15 protein-coding genes are annotated in these 15,975 nt (G+C 60.5%); 6 read left to right on the forward strand and 9 right to left on the reverse strand.

What is annotated here, in order from left to right; genetic code table 11:
• Positions 1-239: 239 nt before the first annotated feature.
• The 6 genes from EV669_RS06330 (at position 240) to EV669_RS06355 (ending at position 6,367) form a co-directional block, all read left to right on the forward strand.
• Positions 240-464: a hypothetical protein gene (locus EV669_RS06330; RefSeq protein WP_207913791.1), complete on the forward strand. Its 225-nt coding sequence runs from the start codon at positions 240-242 to the stop codon at positions 462-464.
• A 385-nt stretch (positions 465-849) separates the two neighbouring features.
• Positions 850-1,785, forward strand: a complete 936-nt coding sequence (locus EV669_RS06335) for a DNA-methyltransferase (protein ID WP_132098182.1) — start codon at positions 850-852, stop codon at positions 1,783-1,785.
• Between the two features lie 113 nt (positions 1,786-1,898).
• On the forward strand, positions 1,899-2,357 hold the full coding sequence (locus EV669_RS06340; protein ID WP_165922716.1) for a hypothetical protein: 459 nt from the start codon (positions 1,899-1,901) through the stop codon (positions 2,355-2,357).
• 8 nt (positions 2,358-2,365) lie between these two features.
• On the forward strand, positions 2,366-3,700 hold the full coding sequence (locus EV669_RS06345; RefSeq protein ID WP_132098184.1) for a hypothetical protein: 1,335 nt from the start codon (positions 2,366-2,368) through the stop codon (positions 3,698-3,700).
• A gap of 4 nt (positions 3,701-3,704) precedes the next feature.
• A complete protein-coding gene (locus tag EV669_RS06350) occupies positions 3,705-5,516 on the forward strand; it encodes a DEAD/DEAH box helicase (protein ID WP_207913793.1) in 1,812 nt (603 codons plus the stop codon).
• Positions 5,513-6,367, forward strand: coding sequence for a DUF3883 domain-containing protein (locus tag EV669_RS06355; protein ID WP_132098185.1), 855 nt, complete (start codon positions 5,513-5,515; stop codon positions 6,365-6,367). Before EV669_RS06350 ends, EV669_RS06355 begins: the two co-directional genes overlap by 4 nt.
• A gap of 693 nt (positions 6,368-7,060) precedes the next feature.
• Here EV669_RS06355 and rpoD read toward each other — a convergent pair.
• The 9 genes from rpoD to gmk all read right to left on the reverse strand — a co-directional run bounded on the left by rpoD (position 7,061) and on the right by gmk (position 15,854).
• Positions 7,061-8,983 carry an RNA polymerase sigma factor RpoD gene (rpoD, locus tag EV669_RS06360; RefSeq protein ID WP_132098186.1) on the reverse strand — a complete coding sequence of 641 codons (1,923 nt, stop codon included), beginning with the start codon at positions 8,981-8,983 and terminating at the stop codon, positions 7,061-7,063.
• A 73-nt stretch (positions 8,984-9,056) separates the two neighbouring features.
• Positions 9,057-10,832, reverse strand: coding sequence for a DNA primase (gene dnaG / locus EV669_RS06365; RefSeq protein WP_132098187.1), 1,776 nt, complete (start codon positions 10,830-10,832; stop codon positions 9,057-9,059).
• A 43-nt stretch (positions 10,833-10,875) separates the two neighbouring features.
• A complete protein-coding gene (locus tag EV669_RS06370) occupies positions 10,876-11,322 on the reverse strand; it encodes a GatB/YqeY domain-containing protein (RefSeq protein WP_054284509.1) in 447 nt (148 codons plus the stop codon).
• Positions 11,323-11,419: 97 nt separating this feature from the next.
• A complete protein-coding gene (rpsU, locus tag EV669_RS06375) occupies positions 11,420-11,632 on the reverse strand; it encodes a 30S ribosomal protein S21 (protein WP_039756346.1) in 213 nt (70 codons plus the stop codon).
• A 118-nt stretch (positions 11,633-11,750) separates the two neighbouring features.
• Complete coding sequence (locus tag EV669_RS06380; RefSeq protein ID WP_165922717.1) at positions 11,751-12,560, reverse strand: thiazole synthase; 810 nt, start codon at positions 12,558-12,560, stop codon at positions 11,751-11,753.
• Between the two features lie 2 nt (positions 12,561-12,562).
• A complete protein-coding gene (thiS, locus tag EV669_RS06385; RefSeq protein WP_132098188.1) occupies positions 12,563-12,772 on the reverse strand; it encodes a sulfur carrier protein ThiS in 210 nt (69 codons plus the stop codon).
• A 7-nt stretch (positions 12,773-12,779) separates the two neighbouring features.
• Entirely contained in the window at positions 12,780-14,936 is a 2,157-nt protein-coding gene (locus EV669_RS06390; RefSeq protein ID WP_054284506.1) for a RelA/SpoT family protein, read from the reverse strand.
• Positions 14,937-14,957: 21 nt separating this feature from the next.
• Positions 14,958-15,164, reverse strand: coding sequence for a DNA-directed RNA polymerase subunit omega (gene rpoZ, locus EV669_RS06395; RefSeq protein WP_054284505.1), 207 nt, complete (start codon positions 15,162-15,164; stop codon positions 14,958-14,960).
• 45 nt (positions 15,165-15,209) lie between these two features.
• The gene (gene gmk, locus EV669_RS06400; RefSeq protein ID WP_055433417.1) at positions 15,210-15,854 is read right to left on the reverse strand and encodes a guanylate kinase; all 645 of its coding nucleotides are present in this window, start codon (positions 15,852-15,854) and stop codon (positions 15,210-15,212) included.
• Positions 15,855-15,975: the final 121 nt, after the last annotated feature.

Raw genomic sequence — 15,975 nt, forward strand, 5'->3', positions numbered from 1 at the left:
AGAATGAAATCTGGTTGAGCACGCAGGCTCTTACGCATTGCAGCCTTGAGCGCTTTTCGAGCCGAGCGTATTCTTTGCGGAACGCTTGGGCTGTGCCGGCTTGTCGGTACTGATTGTGGCAAGGTGATTCACCAGCGGTTTGGACAATTCCGTCTACGCCGATGTGAAGTAGGGATGGATACCCTGGGCGCCTCCAGTCCGCTCTTCATTTTTCAAATCTTTGAAAGATGGAGGTCACCATGATGTCGAATCAACAAGAACGTGCAGAGAAGGCTTTGGAACAGCGCGCGCGCCGTAAGGTAAAGAGCGTTGGCTTTTCAGCGATCAAGTCTCGCAAGGGTATTGGCAGTATCGCCAATCTCGGCGGGTTCATGATCGTTGATAGCTTCCTGAACACGGTCGAAGCAGGACATTGCTTTGATCTCAGCGCTGAGGATGGGATTGCCTACTGTGCGGTTGAGTGATTGATGTCGAGAAAATCCCGGGGGGCAACTCCCGGGATTTTTCATGAGTGAAATGCGCACCCCACCTCTAACCATTGGCAGCGTCTCGGCTATTGCTGACTATCGTGCGCGTGGTGATCGAACGGCGGCTCTACACGAAATTCGGGACAAGCCTCCCTCTGTCAGGTTGTGTCGAGACTTGCTTACCTGCGAAAATGATGGCAGTAGTCCCCGCTCTTCGAAAGGCGATCTAGCAGGGTTTTTTCGACGTAAACAGCCATCCGACGGCGTGTTTCTCCTTCATTCTGCGGCAGACGAGCCGGCGCGAAGGGGGCGCCGGCAGGGGTTAAAACAGAAGATGCTTCAAATCACAAAAAACATAGACGCAGAGGACGCGAGGGCCTGCATGACCCAGAGACGAGGGCCGAATGATACGAAGGACACGAAGGCGGTTCTGCTGGACGCCAAGAGGGGCGCTCCGGAGGACGTCCTCGACGAGAGAGCGGCCATGTGGAGAGGCGACTCCGAGGCATTTCTTTCGGGACTGCCCGAGGTGCCGCTCTTCGATCTCGTAGTCACCTCCCCACCCTACAACATCGGCAAGTCCTACGAGACCAAGGACGACCTATCACGCTACCTCGAATGGCAGGAGCGAATCATCGACCTGATCATTCCTCGTCTGAAGACGACGGGATCGATCTGCTGGCAGGTAGGCAACTTCGTAGACAACGGACAGATATCGCCGCTCGACATAGAGTTCGCACCGATTTTCAAGAAGCATCGCCTGCAACTTCGCAATCGCATCATCTGGCACTTCGGGCATGGGCTGCACAGCCGTCGCCGGTTCTCGGGACGATACGAGACGGTCATGTGGTACACGAAGAGCGACGACTACTTCTTCGACCTCGACCCCGTCCGTGTTCCCTCGAAATACCCCGGCAAGCGGCACTTCAAGGGCCCGAAGAAGGGCCAGGTCTCCGGTAATCCTCTGGGAAAGAATCCCGAGGACGTGTGGAACATTCCGAACGTGAAGAGCAACCACGTCGAGAAGACCGAGCATCCCTGCCAGTTCCCCGTGGGCCTCATCGAGCGCCTCGTTCTCTCGATGAGTCGCGAGGGCGACTTGGTGTTCGACCCATTTGCTGGCGTCGCATCGGCCGGCGTGGCCTCGCTTCTGCACGGACGGCGCTTCTGGGGATGCGAGCTCGACGAGGGATTCGCCGCTACTGGATTCGAGCGACTGCGTCAGACCGACGAAGGCTCTGTTCGCTTCCGTCCGCACGATCAGCCGCTTTACGACCACACCCGCAGCAGTCTCTCCAAGCCCGTAGTCGACGAATAAGGACTTTTCCGGCGAAAATTGGCCTAAATGACATTGGCTAGGCGTTCCATGCATTCGTCCTAGTCCAGTGTCGTTGCCCACGAATATTCGGAAGCCGAGCACGAGGAAAACCATTGAAGTTCACATCCTTCTCCCACCAAAGCGCCGACACGCTTCTGCCGGCTAAGGAACGTCAAGAAATCGAGGACGCGATCTCCGCCTGCAACGTCATCGTCAAGAAGGGCTCGGCGGCGAAGATACGAAAGGAGCTCGTTCGGTTGCTCGGTAACGCGGGATGGTCCGGTGAGGTGCAGGTCGAGCCGCCATCGAAGATAACCATCGCCTCGAAAAAGAACGCGGTCGGGCTCTGTATCCAGACGGGAGGAAACATGTCGCGCATGTATGCGGACCTCCTGAAGCTTCAGAAACTCTACATGGAGAACTCGATCAAGGCGGCGGCCTTCATCCTCCCGGCAGCGCCGGCAGCAAGAGTTCTCGGACTGAACATAGCCAACGCGGACCGCCTGATAGCCGAGCTCCACATATTCCAGAAGGTTATCCACATGCCCATAGCCGTCTTCGCATTCGAATAGGAGTCCCAATGTCCGTCGCGTCCGTCATTCCCCCTCCGCCCAAGCAGTCCTTCCTCGGATGGCCGCTGATCGATCGGCGCGAGGAGTTCAAGAAGCTCCTCGCTCAGCCTCACGCCGAAACGCATCGAATCGAGAACTTCAAGGGAGGGACCGTATCCCTGCCCATCCTGCGCGTGCCCATCAATCTCCCAAAATACCGCATCGCCAACGGAAGAACGGCATCGGCTCAGCAGGAGTTCGCCGCACTCCACAGCTATCAACCGGACTTCTTCGACAACGGAGATCCGGAACTGGAAGACATCCAGCAGTCCCAGCACCAAATCCTCCAAAGCATGGTCAAGGATGAAGGCCTCCTTCGCAAGTTCGAGGTGTCGGCCAACAAGCAGGTCGAGCCTCTGCTTCTGGACGAGAACGGATTCGTGCTCAACGGAAACCGTCGTCTGTGCTGCTGGCGACTGCTGTATCAAAACGACACAAAGGAATACGGGCATTTCAGCCACGTGGACGTCGTTGTCCTGCCTCACTGCGACGAACAGGAGCTCGACAGGCTGGAGGCTAGGCTGCAAATCGAGAAGGACATTCGTAGCGACTACACATGGGACGCCGAGGCGGCCATGATGCTTCAGAAACAGAAGCTTCACGGGTTCAGCACCGCTCAACTGTGCCAACTCTACGGAAAGAAGAAGAGCGAAATCGAGGACCTGCTCGCGATGCGGAACCTCGCTGCCGAATACTTGGAGACACGCGGCAAGGCGAACACTTGGAGCGAGGTCAGCGGCGACAAGTATGCCTTCCAGGAACTTCTGAAAGCCCTGAGTGCGACGGACTCCGCCAGCGACAGGGAAATAATCAAGCACGCCGCGTTCTCCCTGATCGACGACTCAGGCGGCGCGGGCGAGCGTCTCTACGCGGTCATTCCGAAGGTGAAGGTGCATTTGGAGGCCGTCAAGACGGGCCTCGCCGAAGCCTTCCCCCTCCCCGCCCCGGAAGTAGACGAGGCCGCCGAGATGGCCTTCGGCAGTGGGAAACCTGAGAAAAGCGCGGTCACCGCACCGCCACCGGCCATCGCTTTGGTGGCGGAGATGCGCAAGGACGAGGAGTCGCTGAAGAAGGCGCGCGACGTTGTGATTGAGGTGATTCGCTCTCAGGACGAACAAGGCAAAGAGCGCGAGGCCGCCGACTTCCTAGCCAAGACGCTGAAGAAGGCCAATACGCTCATCCAGAACGCCGTCGGGCACGGACTCAGACCCGAGACCTCCATCGCGGGCGTGAAGGCCCAACTGGAACAGATCCGCTCTGGGGTCGAGGCGATCGAAACCTGGCTGTCCGAAAAGGAAGGGTGAGAGCGTGCTGGTCTTCGACTATCGAGAGCGCGACCGCAGGGCCGTCGTCTACTGGGACGAGGCTGACGCGAAATCGGCCTGGGTCGGAATAGCCAAGGACATGCTTATCTCGTCCACCAAGGAGTCCAGCGCGGAGGGCGCGACCGCCGTGAGCGTTCCGTGGTGGAGCTTTCTGGCGCTGCGCCCGGAGATTCTTGACCTAATCAAGGGATTCAGACTCAAGAGCAACGAGCACTTCCAAATCACCGAGGCGGCGACCGCCCATCTCGGCGCCGCGCATCAGCGAGCCATCGGATACGATCAGGCGACCAATGCCGTTCGTCTCTCGGACGAGGAACTCGCGGAAAAACTGAAAGCCGCCGGGTTCGTCAGAAATCTCACGCCGCAGCAGACTCGAAACGTGAAGCTCCTCGGCGCGCTGCCGGCAGGAGCCACCTTCTCCGTTCCTGGGGCGGGCAAGACGACCGAGGCGCTGGCGACTTTTGCCTGTCGAGCTCAGCCGGAGGACCGCCTGCTGGTCATCGCGCCGAAGAACGCCTTCGCCGCCTGGGACGAACAGTTGGATTCGTGTCTGCCCGGCATGGGAGCGTTCGTGCGCCTGAGAAAGGGCGACAAGATTCCCGGTCAGTTGCGAGCGGACCCGCGCTTCATGATTATTGGCTATCAGCAACTCGCCAGAGTGAGGGAGGCGATATCCGAGCATCTCGCAGGGCGTCGCGTCCACGTATTCCTCGACGAGAGCCACCGGATCAAGGGCAGGAACAACATCTCCACCGACGCCGTTCTCGGCTTCTCCCATCTGCCCGTCAGCAAGCTGGTCATGTCCGGCACGCCGATGCCTCAGGCTCCGTCCGATCTGCTTCCTCAGTTCAACTTCCTCTTTCCGGAAATCAAGGCTGCGGAAGAGAACGTCATCGACTTGGTCAAGCCGATCTATGTGCGGACGAACAAGACCGAGCTCGGCTTGCCGCCGGTAACCAGGCTTCGAAAGACGCTGACAATGGACCCGCTTCAGGCTCGTCTATACGAACTCATGAAGAGCGAGGTGGCACGAGAGGCCGCCAATGCCCTGAGCCAGACGGGCAAGCAGCGTTTCAGGCATCTCGGTCGCTCCGTTGCCAGAATCCTTCAGTTCGTGTCCAACACGGCCCTGCTGGCCGAGGAGATAACCTTCGCGCACTCGAAGGAGCTAGCGCAAGCAATCTCCGAAGGACGCGGCCCGAAGTTGAGATACGTCATGAAGCGCGCTCGTTCCTTGGCGCGAGAAGGCAAGAAGGTGCTGATCTGGTCGTCGTTCGTGAAGAACGTCGAATTTCTGGCCGAGAAACTTCAGGACTTGGGGGCCGTTTTCATCCACGGCGGCGTGGATGCCGGGGACGAGGATGACGACGAGACGCGCGAGGGGAAGATTCGTCTCTTCCACGACGATCCGGGAGTCATGGTGATGGTCGCCAACCCCGCCGCCGCAGGGGAAGGCATAAGTCTCCATACGGTCTGCCACCACGCCATCTATCTCGATCGAAACTTCAACGCCGCGCAGTATCTTCAGTCCGAGGATCGCATCCATCGACTTGGCCTCTCGCAAAATCAGCAGACCACCATCGAAATCGTCGAATGCGCGGGCACTGTGGACGAGACGGTCCGCCAGAGGCTGGAGTTCAAGGTCGCTCAGATGGCGGACGCCTTGAACGACTCGGGCCTGAAAATCGCCCCGGTGCCTATGGACCCCGACGAGGAGGACGAGGACTTTGGCGGGACCGGGCTCGACGAAGGGGATGTCAGAGCTCTTCTAGCCTCTCTCGGAGGCGGAATATGAGACCCATGTCCCCGAGTGTGGCTTTCGGCTGCATAGAACTGCTCTCTGTGGTGGAAAGCTACCCTCTGCTTCCCGGCGGAGTCCACTCGCTGTCCTTGGGAGCCGTTCCGTCGCAGGACATACTGGACGCTGCGCTGGACATTCGCTGGCTGTCGGTGGGTACTGACGGCTTCCTCAAGCCTACTCCGCGAGGCGAGCGAGCCCTAGCCGCCCCAAGCAGTCGCGCCAAGCTGCGTGTTCTGGTGCTGGACCACATCGACGCGCGAGATCCTCCTTGGCTTCAATTGGCCTCCTCGGGGCGCCGCGAGGTGCTGATGCACGCTCCAAAGGAGCTAAGACAAATATTCGTCGAAGCGGGGCTCGCCTATGACGGGGACGCGGAGACCGTGGCCTTCTGGGATGCCTTGGCGAGCCGGGCACGTGGCATCAGAGACGAAGCACTGACGGAAATCGGAAGGACCGGCGAGCGCCTGACTCTGGAATACGAGAAGCGCAGAACGGGCGCCGACCCGAAATGGGTCGCCTTGGACAGCAACTCGGACGGTTACGACGTCCTTTCGAGGCTCGACATGGGTGACTCCCGCAGGCTGGTGATCGAGGTGAAGACGAGCACTCAGGGACTGGCCGGATATTTTTACGTTTCGCGCAACGAATGGGAGGTGGCCGAAGATGCCTTATTCCACGCCTTTCATCTTTGGGACGTTTCGAGCGACACGCCGCGTCTCGCCGTTTTGGACCCCGGCGAGGTGAGAGAGCACGCTCCAACGGACGGAGGCATGGGGTTGTGGCAGTCAGTGCGCATACCGTTCGCCGCCTTCGGCGACGCTTTCAGGACGGTCGCTCTGACCTGAGGCAAGGGAGGCTTGGTTTCTTGTTTTTTTCAAGCGGTCGCCGGGTAGCGCTAAGAGAGTGCTACTTGTCCGCTTTGGCCGAATTGCCGTCCTCGGTGTGAGCGAACTGTTTCCATTTGTCAGGCAAAAAGACAAAAGCCCCAACCGTTTCCGGTTGGGGCTCTGACTTTGGTGGGCCCGCAGGGACTTGAACCCTGGACCAAAGGATTCGGGTTTGTGTGACTTTCGCCACTCCCTGGACTATGCCTTCACCGTAGCTTTCGCCTTAGGTGGGTGCCGTCTAGTCTCTACACCTTCAACGATGTTTTCGCATCGAAGCTTGGCTCGGCGTTGCCGTATGCGTTACCGCACTTAGGGTTCGCCGAATTTGACACCATCCCATACGCAGTTTCCAAACGTATGGCACAACTTAACGCTATGAGTCCTCTGCTCTGACCGACTGAGCTACAGGCCCGAAACTACAACGCCGAAAAGCCCTGAACTGGCGACCTTCCGGTTTGCCGTTCTCTGGACCAGACATGCACCAGACAACGGTTTTACTGCTGGTTCAGGTGGGGGTGAAACCACCTGAACCGTTTGAAACTAAAGCAAAACTTCTTATGCGCTTCCCTGATGCAGAAGAATTATGAGTCCTCTGCTCTAACCGACTGAGCTAAAGGCCCGATGGGCGCGCATTATAGCAAATAAAGCGGCTTACTGATTGCCCGGTTCGTTGTCCAGGAAGCTGCGCAGGCGTTCCGAGCGGGTCGGATGACGCAGCTTGCGCAGGGCCTTGGCCTCGATCTGGCGGATCCGCTCGCGGGTCACGTCGAACTGCTTGCCCACCTCTTCCAGCGTGTGGTCGGTGTTCATGTCGATGCCGAAGCGCATCCGCAGCACTTTGGCTTCGCGCGGCGTCAGCGTATCCAGCACCTCCTTGGTCGCGTCCTTGAGGCTGGAATACATTGCGGCCTCGGAAGGGGCCATGGTGACCGAATCCTCGATGAAGTCGCCAAGATGCGAGTCGTCGTCGTCCCCGATCGGCGTTTCCATGGAGATCGGCTCCTTGGAGATCTTCATGATCTTGCGGATCTTCTCCTCGGGCATCTCCATCTTCTCGGCCAGTTCTGCCGGGTCCGGCTCGCGGCCAGTCTCCTGCAGGATCTGCCGGCTGATCCGGTTCATCTTGTTGATCGTTTCGATCATGTGCACCGGAATGCGGATGGTGCGCGCCTGATCGGCAATCGAACGGGTGATGGCCTGACGGATCCACCAAGTGGCATAGGTGGAGAACTTGTAGCCGCGACGGTATTCGAACTTGTCCACTGCCTTCATCAGGCCGATGTTGCCTTCCTGGATCAGATCGAGGAACTGCAGGCCGCGGTTGGTGTACTTCTTGGCAATCGAGATCACCAGGCGCAGGTTGGCCTCGATCATTTCCTTCTTGGCACGGCGCGCCTTGGATTCGCCCGTCGACATCTGACGGTTGATTTCCTTGAGCGCCTTGATCGGCAGCATCGTGCGCTCCTGCAACGCGGCAAGCTTGCTCTGCTTTTCGATGATCGCATACTGAAAGCGCTGCAGCGCTTCGGACCATGGCTTGCCGGAGTCGATTTCGCCCTCCACCCACTCCAGATTGGTCTCGTTGCCCGGAAAAGTCTGGATGAAATGCTCCCGACCCATCCGCACCCGCGACACACAGATGTCCTGAATGTCACGCTCGTAGCTGCGGATCTCGTTCACACTGCTGCGAAGCGAATCGCACAGGCTTTCGATCTGGCGGGTGGAGAAGCGGATCTTCATGAACTCTTCGGTGATCGCTTCTTGCAGGGCCAGGTAGTTCTCGCCCTTGTGGCCTTCCTTCTTGAGGGCCTTGATCATCTTCTCGAAGAGTGCGCGCACCCGCGTGAAGTGCTCGGCCGCCTGGCGCTTGAGCTCCTCCAGGTTGGCACTGTTGACGGCGCTCGGATCGGCCTCTTCGCCTTCTTCCTCGTCCTCCAGCAGGGCGTCCTCGCCCTCCTCGGCCGGCTCGGCAAAGGGCACCTCTTCCTCGGCGGCTTCGGCCTCGGGGTCGATGAAGCCGTCCACCACCTCATCGATGCGAAGTTCTTCCTTTTCCACGCGCTCGTACAGCGCCAGCACCTCGGCGATCGTGCCTGGGCAGGCCGAGATCGCCTGGATCATGTACTTGAGGCCGTCCTCAATGCGCTTGGCGATTTCGATCTCGCCTTCGCGGGTAAGGAGTTCCACCGAGCCCATCTCACGCATATACATACGCACCGGGTCGGTGGTGCGGCCGAATTCGGAATCTACCGAAGACAGGGCTGCTTCGGCTTCCTCCACCGCATCCTCGTCGGCCACAGCCGGCGTCGCATCGGACATCAGCAGCGTTTCGGCGTCAGGCGCTTCGTCGTAGACCTGTATGCCGAGACCCTGGATCATCGTGACGATGTTCTCGATCTGCTCGGCGTCGGAGACGTCTTCGGGCAGGTGGTCATTAATCTCGGCGTAGGTGAGATAACCCCGCTCTTTGCCCAGCGCGATGAGCTGGCGCAGCCGCTTACGCTGCTCTTCCAGGCTCATCGGCGCTTGGGAATTGTCCTGCACATCCTTTTGATTTTCGGGAGAGGCCGCCATTTCGCTTCCTGCTGTAAATTAAAGCCGAAAAAACAGTTAAGTATATCACAAAAGGCCGTTCTTTGCCGGCCGATCAGCCACCATCGCGGCTGAGCAGTGCCAGCAACAAGCGCCTTTCTTCCGGAGTCAGCGCGGAGAGCCCTTCGTGTCGCTCCTTACGCTTGAGTTCCTCCAGTTGCGCCGTGCGCAACAGGTCCAGAAGTTTGCGGTTGCCTTCGCTAAACTGTTGTCGTGCTTCGTCTGTGGGTGAATTGAATTCTTCCGGGTCCTGCATTGCATTCTGCAGCACGGTGGCCACGAGGCCTTCGTACGGTGTGCCCCGCAGGCTTTCGACCAGCTGCGCCGGTGTAGGGGGGGTCTCACTTTCACGCGCCTTTTCGGCCAACGTGGCCAGACAGGCCATGTCGTCCGTCAGCGGCGCACTTTCGGGCAGATTGACATCGACGGCCCACTGCGGGTTCATCAGCAGCCAGCGCAGCTGGCGCTTGGCGATGGGAGTCACGGCCAGTCGCTCCGAATGCTCCGGCAGCCGGTAGCTGCGTCGGCCGGAACGCTGCGGTCGTGGCGCGCCCATCATCTGGTCCAACTCGTCCACTTCCACACCGACGATCTCGGCCAGACGCTTGCGCAGCATGAACCCCAGCGCTGGCGCCTGAACCTGGGCCAGCAAAGGGGCCGCCATGCGCACCAGATCAGCCTTGCCCTCCGCCGCCTCGATATCGACCCGGCTAACCAGCTCGCGGACGAAGTAGCTCGAGAGCGGCAGGGCCTCGTCGTCCAAACTGCGCTCGAAGGCTTCCGGGCCCAACGCCCTGACAAAACTGTCAGGATCATGTTCTGAGGGCAAAAACAGGAAATACAAGGCCTTGCCGTCGGCTAGCTGCGGCAGGCTGTTTTCCAAGGCCCGCCAGGCGGCCTTGCGCCCGGCAGCGTCCCCGTCGAAGCAGAAGTAGATGGCATCCGCGTGACGCATCAGCTTGCGCACATGCTCGCCGGTGGTGGCGGTCCCCAGCGTAGCCACGGCATAGCCCACGCCATACTGCGCGAGGGCCACCACGTCCATGTAGCCTTCCACCACCAGCACGCGGTTGCGCTCACGGATCGCCTGTCGCGCTTCGTACAGGCCGTACAACTCGCGCCCCTTCTCGAAGAGCGGGGTTTCCGGCGAGTTGAGATATTTGGGTTCGCCCTTACCCAGCACGCGCCCACCAAATGCGATCACAGCGCCGCGCTGATTGCGGATGGGAAACATCACACGGCCACGGAAGCGATCGTAGCGACGCTTTTCCTCGTTCTCGATCACCAGCCCGGCTTCCACCAGCCGGTCATCCAGATAATTCGGAAAGATGGTCTGCAGGCCCTGCCAGTCGTCGGGGGCATAGCCCAGGCCAAAACGGGCAGCAACTTCGCCCGTCAGGCCCCGACCCTTGAGATAAGCCACCGCCTCCGGGGCCTGCTTGAGCATCTGCTTGTAATGGCGGGCGGCCTGCTCCATCAGGTCTTCGAGTGAGGTCTGACGTTCGCGCGCCTGCCGACTGGCCTGAGGGTTGGCCGAACGCACTTCCGGCACCGGCAAACCAATCCCCTCCGCCAGCAGGCGCACCGCATCGACAAAGCCCAGCCCCTGGTATTCCATCACGAACCCGATGGCCGAACCGTGTGCGCCACAGCCAAAGCAATGGTAGAACTGCTTGGTGGGGCTGACGGTGAAGGACGGTGACTTTTCCTTGTGGAAGGGACAGCAGGCCAGGTAGTTCTGGCCTGCCTTCTTCAGCGGCACGTACCGGTCCACCACGTCGACGATGTCGACACGGGAGAGGAGCTGGTCGACGAAATCCTGGGGAATCATCGTCTACCGTCACAGGCGAGGAAAGCGGCAAAAAGGGAAATCGTCAGCCTGCCAGTTTCGCTTTGATACGGCCCGAAACCTGGCCCATGTCGGCGCGCCCGGCCAGACGGGGCTTGAGCCAGGCCATGACCTTGCCCATGTCCTGCATGGAAGCGGCACCGGTGGCGCCTACCGCCTCGGCAATCAAGGTATCCACCTCGACTTCGCTCAGCGGCTGCGGCATGTAGGCGGAGAGCACTGCCATCTCGCTTTTTTCCCGGTCAGCCAGATCCTGACGCCCGGCAGCCTCATACTGGCTGACCGAATCACGCCGTTGCTTGAGCATCTTCTCGATCACGGCCACCACGGCACCGTCGTCCAGTTCGGTCTGTTCGTCCACTTCCTTTTGCTTGATGGCTGCGATCAGGAGCCGGATGGCAGCCAGCCGGTCGGTCTCGCGGGCCTTCATGGCGGTTTTCATGTCTTCCTGGATACGGGTCTTGAGCGTCATGGCAATCCGATCGTGTCATGGGAAACGGGAGCGTACAAAAGGCAAGACCGCAGGGCGGGCCTGCGGTCTTAAGCGTCCAGACTGACCGTTGAAGGTATCAGTACAGCTTGGGCGGCAGCATCTGGCTGCGGATGCGCTTGTAGTGGCGCTTTACGGCAGCGGCGTGCTTGCGCTTGCGCTCTGCGGTCGGCTTCTCGTAGAACTCGCGGGCGCGCAGTTCGGTCAGCAGGCCGGTCTTTTCAACGGCGCGCTTGAAACGGCGCATGGCCACTTCAAACGGTTCATTCTCTTTAACGCGAATGTTCGGCATTACGTGGAGGTCCTTAACTTATGAAGCGAGGCGCTTGTAAAAACCTGCATTCTAGCAACCTTATCGGGTTTGTAAAACCCTGCGAGCAGGTTTCTCGCCCAGCTGTGCGCTTTATGCATCATGCCTTTAGCGGCGTCAGCAGGCCCTCGCCGGGCGAACTGGGCGTTCCGCTGTAGAAACGGCGGGGCATGCGTCCGGCCAGGAAGGCAGCGCGGCCGGCCTCCACCGCATACTTCATCGCGTGAGCCATCAGCACCGGCCGCTGGGCCTTGGCGATGGCGGTGTTCATCAGCACGCCGTCACAGCCCATTTCCATGGCTATTGCCGCGTCGGAAGCCGTTCCGACGCCGGCGTCCACCAGCACGGGCACCTTGGCTTGCTCGATGATCAGCCTGAGGTTCCAAGGATTAAGGATGCCCATGCCCGAACCGATCAGACTGGCCAGTGGCATGATGGCGCAGCAGCCGATGGCCTCCAGTTCGCGTGCCGCAATCGGGTCGTCGGCACAATACACCATGACGTCGAAGCCTTCCTTCACCAGCACCTCTGCGGCCTTGAAGGTCTCCCGCATGTTGGGGAACAGTGTCTCCGCATCCCCCAACACCTCCAGCTTCACCAGGCGATGGTCGTCAAGCAGCTCACGGGCCAGGCGCAAGGTACGGACGGCCTCGTCGGCAGTGTAGCAACCAGCGGTATTGGGCAGCAGCGTGTAGCGGTTGGGCGGCAGGGCATCAAGCAGACTGGGGATGGAGGGGTCCTGTCCCAGATTGACGCGGCGCACGGCGACGGTGACGATTTCAGCCCCCGATGCTTCGAGCGCTTCGGCGGTTTCGGCAAAGTCCCGGTATTTCCCTGTCCCCACCAGCAGACGGGAGCGATAGGCGCGACCGGCAATCATCAATGCATCGTCCTGCAGGGCATGCGTCATTCTCAGCCTCCTCCGACAGCCACAACGATTTCGATACGATCACCCTCAGCCAGGGCAGTTTCGGCGTGGCGGCTGCGCGGCACGATCATGCCATTCCGCTCCACGGCCACCCGGCGTCCGGCCAGACCCAGCGCCTCCACCATCGCAGCCACGCTGCAGCCCTGCGGAAAGGTTCGTGGCGCGCCGTTGAGCAGGATTTCCAGGCTATTCATACCTCCCTCACTTGCGTTCGGCGGTGAGCACGACTCCGACCAGCCTGATTTGTGCCAGCACCTGCTCTAGATGCGACAGGCTTTCCACCTGCAGGCGGAAGTCGATATGGATGAAGCCGTCGCCCACATGCGTGTCCTGCGTGTCTACGCGCTCAATGTTGGCCGAAGCTTCGGAAATGGCCGAGGCGATGTCTGCCAGGGCACCGCGCTCGCTACGCGCCAGAACGCTGATGCGCACGCCGAACATGCGGTCACGCTGTGCCTCCCAGGACACATCCAGCAGCTTGTCCGGGTCCACCCGTTTGAGGTTGGCGCATTCGCCACGGTGGATGACCAAGCCCTGTCCCTTGGTAAGAACGCCGACGATACGGTCGCCAGGGATTGGATGGCAGCATGGCGACAGTTGCACCGCCCCCCCCTCATTGCCACGGATGGTGACCGGGCCCAGGCGCACTTCCTCACCCAACCGCTCGCCAGCCAGCTCAACCAGGCGCCGCGCCACAACGATGGGCAGCAGCTTGCCGGCGCCAATGTCCGCCAGCACGTCGACGAAGCTGCCTGCCTTCTCGCCCTGCTCCGCCAGGTATTCGGCGCGCAACTCGTCCGTCAGACCCAGCGGCGTGGTGACCAGTGCGCTCAGCGCCTGCTTGAGCAGACGCTCCCCCAACTGTACTGCCTCTTCCTGGCGCAAGCTCTTGAGGTAGCTGCGGATGCACGAACGTGCGCGGCCGCTCTGCACGAAACTTAGCCAGGATGGGTTGGGCTTGGCCTGCGTGGAGGTGATGATCTCGACCGTATCGCCGTTGCGCAGCACGGTACGCAGCGGCACCAGCGTGTGGTTGACACGGGCTGCGATGCAGCGGTGCCCCACGTCGGTGTGCACCGCATAGGCAAAGTCCACCGTAGTGGAGCCCTGCGGCAGCACCATGATCTTGCCCTTGGGGGTGAAGACGTAGACCTCGTCAGGAAAGAGGTCGATCTTGATGTGTTCCAGGAATTCGACCGCATCGTCGCTCTCCGCCTGAATGTCCAGGATGCTCTGCAGCCACTGGTGGGTGCGCTGCTGGGCCGCGTCGATGCTGGCATCGCCACTTTTGTACATCCAGTGGGAGGCCACGCCAGCCTCCGCCACGCTATTCATCTCCCGGGTTCGGATCTGCATTTCCACCGGGGTCCCGTAGGGGCCGAACAGGGTGGTGTGCAGGCTCTGGTAGCCATTACCCTTGGGAATGGCGATGTAATCCTTGAACTTCCCCGGAATGGGTTTGTAGAGGCTGTGCAGCGCCCCCAGCGCCAGATAGCAGCTGGGGATGTCGTTCACGATGATGCGAAAGCCGTAGATATCCAGCACTTCCGAGAACGACAGCTGCTTTTCCTGCATCTTCTTGTAGATGCTGTAGAGGTTCTTTTCGCGCCCCTTGATGGTGGCCTCGATGTTGGACTCCACCAGCTTCTGACCGACAGCCTGCAGGATCTTGTTGACCACCTCCCGCCGGTTGCCGCGTGCCGCACGCACCGCCTTGGAGAGTACGCTGTAGCGATGGGGGTGCAGGTGCTTGAAGGCCAGATCCTGCAATTCGCGATAGACCTTGTTCAGGCCGATGCGGTTAGCGATCGGCGCGTAGATCTCCAAGGTCTCTCGGGCAATGCGCTGGCGCTTGTCCTCGCGCATCGCATCCAGCGTGCGCATGTTGTGCAGGCGGTCAGCCAGCTTGACGATGATGACACGGATGTCGCGCGCCATCGCCAGCACCATCTTGCGGAAGTTCTCGGCCTGCGCTGTTTCCTTGGTCTGGTATTCCAGACGCTCGAGCTTGGAAAGGCCGTCGACCAGGTCCGCGATGGTGCGACCAAAGCGGTCCACCAGTGTGGGCTTGGACACGCCCGTGTCCTCAAGCACATCGTGCAAAAGGGCAGCGGCCAGCCCCTGTGCATCCAGGCGCCATTCGGCCAGCATGGATGCCACAGCCAGCGGATGAGTGATGTAAGGTTCGCCACTCTTGCGGGTCTGGCCCTCATGGGCTTCGCGGCTCAGCTCGAAGGCCTGCCGCAGGAGCTGTACATCTTCGGGACGCAGGTAGGCCGATGCCGCCTCATAGAAGGACCGCGCATCGGCCTCGACCTGGGCCGCGTAGTCGGGCGACGTAGCCTGTTCGGTAGTCATCCGCGTCCTCGGGCTCCTGGCTTACGCCTTGCCGCGGTTGAGCACTTCCTTGCCCACATGGCCTGCGGCGATCTCGCGCAGTGCCACTACGGTGGGCTTGTTGCGGCCCGTCTCGACAAAGGTGGTGGCGCCGGAAGCCACCTGGCGGGCGCGGTAGGCCGCCGCCAGCGTCAGGTCGAAGCGGTTCTGGATACGGTCGAGGCAGTCGTCAACGGTGATGCGAGCCATACGGTTCTCCCAGCTGTAGCAGAGGTTCAAAAACTATATCGGATTTCAGGAGGCGGACCAATCGGAGCGGGCAGTGCCCATGTGCGCCAGACGTTCGGCCAACCGGGCACGCTGCACGTCGCAGCGCAGGCGCTGCGCGCGGATGATGCTAATCAGGTCCAGCTTGGCGCGATCAAAGTTGTCGTTGACCACGAGGTAATCGTACTCGGCCACCTTGTCGATCTCCGAACGCGCAGCCGCCAGACGGCGTGCGATCACTTCTTCGGCATCGGTGCCACGGCCGCGCAGGCGACGCTCCAGCTCCTCGATCGAAGGCGGCATGATGAAGATGCCTACCGCCTGCGGGAACAGCTCACGCACCTGGCGTGCACCTTGCCAGTCGATTTCGAGCAGAATGTCGCGCCCTTCGGCCAAGCGCGAGCGGATCCAGGCGGCGCTGGTTCCGTAGTAGTTGCCGTAGACCTCGGCATGCTCGAGAAAATCGCCCCGGGCAATCATCAACTCGAAGGTGGCCCGGTCAACAAAATGGTAGTTGCGTCCGTCCACTTCCCCGACGCGCGGGGCACGGGTGGTATACGAGACAGACAGCTCCACCAGGGGTTCGGCAGCCAGCAGGGCCGCGACCAGTGAAGTCTTGCCGGCCCCGGAGGGGGCAACCACGATGTAGACGTTGCCTGCGGGCTGATTCATGGTCCGCATCCTACCTGTATCCGAAGTGTAATTTTTCAGAATACCACAAAAGAGCAGGTGGTCGAATCGGCAAATTATCTTCAAATCAAGATTTAGGTGTATGCGGAGGGCGGTGGGTAGA

The sequence above is a fragment of the Gulbenkiania mobilis genome (assembly GCA_004346645.1).
GTDB classification, from domain to species: domain Bacteria; phylum Pseudomonadota; class Gammaproteobacteria; order Burkholderiales; family Chromobacteriaceae; genus Gulbenkiania; species Gulbenkiania mobilis.